At 72.8% G+C, this 1090-nt stretch carries 1 protein-coding gene; it reads right to left on the reverse strand.

What is annotated here, in order from left to right; translation table 11 throughout:
• Positions 1–1090 (reverse strand): aldehyde dehydrogenase family protein (locus tag EIO58_RS18435; protein ID WP_127820607.1); only part of this gene is annotated, 1090 nt, incomplete at both ends.

Below are 1090 nucleotides of genomic sequence, written 5' to 3' on the forward strand. Positions count from 1 at the left end.
CGCCACCTCGGGTTCGTCGAGCGAGCCGATCACGATCTCGCCGCCGCCCGCCACGAGGTCGCGCACGCGCGCGATCGTCTCGTCGCGCTGCGCGAGGCTCGCGAGCGGACCCATCGTGACACCCTCGGCGTGCGGGTCGCCGAGCACGACCTTCGCCGCGAGCCGCGCGCGCACCGCCTCGATGACGTCGTCGACGGATGCCTCGGGCACGATGGCGCGCCGGATCGCGGTGCACTTCTGCCCGGCTTTGGCCGTGACCTCGGTGACGACCGAGGCCACGAATGCATCGAACTCCGGCGTGCCGACGGTCGCGTCGGGGCCGAGGATCGCGGCGTTGACCGAGTCGGCCTCTGTCGTGAGGCTGACCCCGCGCACCACCACGGCGTCGTCGCGGCGCAGCATGCGCCCGGTCGATGCTGAGCCGGTGAACCCCACGGCGTCGCGCGCGTCGAGCAGGTCGAGGAAGCCATGCGCCGACCCCACCACCAGCTGCAGCGAACCGTCGGGGAGCAGGCCCGAGTCGACCATCACGCGGACGGCCGCCGCGGTCAGGTACGCGGTCGGCGTTGCGGGCTTGACGATCGACGGCACGCCGGCGAGAAACGCCGGGGCGAACTTCTCGAGCATGCCCCACACGGGGAAGTTGAACGCGTTCACCTGGAAGGCGACGCCCGGGAGACGCGTCCACACGTGCTGACCGCCGAAGCCGCCGTCGCGCGACAGATTCTCGGGCGCCCCGTCCACGAGTGTCGTCGTGTTCGGCAGCTCACGGCGGCCCTTCGAGCCGTACGTGAAGAGCACGCCGATGCCGCCGTCGACGTCGACCATGCTGTCGCGAGGGGTGGCGCCGGTCTGCGCGCTGATCGCGTACAGATCGTCCTTCGCGGCGGTCAGCGCCTGCGCGAGCGCCTTCAAGATGAGCGCGCGGCGGTGGAACGGCAATTCGCCGAGCGAGGCCTGCCCGACCGTGCGGGCGTAGTCGACGGCGGCTGCCGCATCGGGCGCATCGCCCACGCGCGCGACGGGGACGCCGGTCGCCGCATCCTGCAGCAGCGTCGTGCGGGTCGCCTCCGGCGCGCGCCAGGCGCCG

It is taken from the genome of Microbacterium sp. CPCC 204701, assembly GCF_004010105.1.
In the GTDB taxonomy this organism is placed as follows: domain Bacteria; phylum Actinomycetota; class Actinomycetes; order Actinomycetales; family Microbacteriaceae; genus Microbacterium.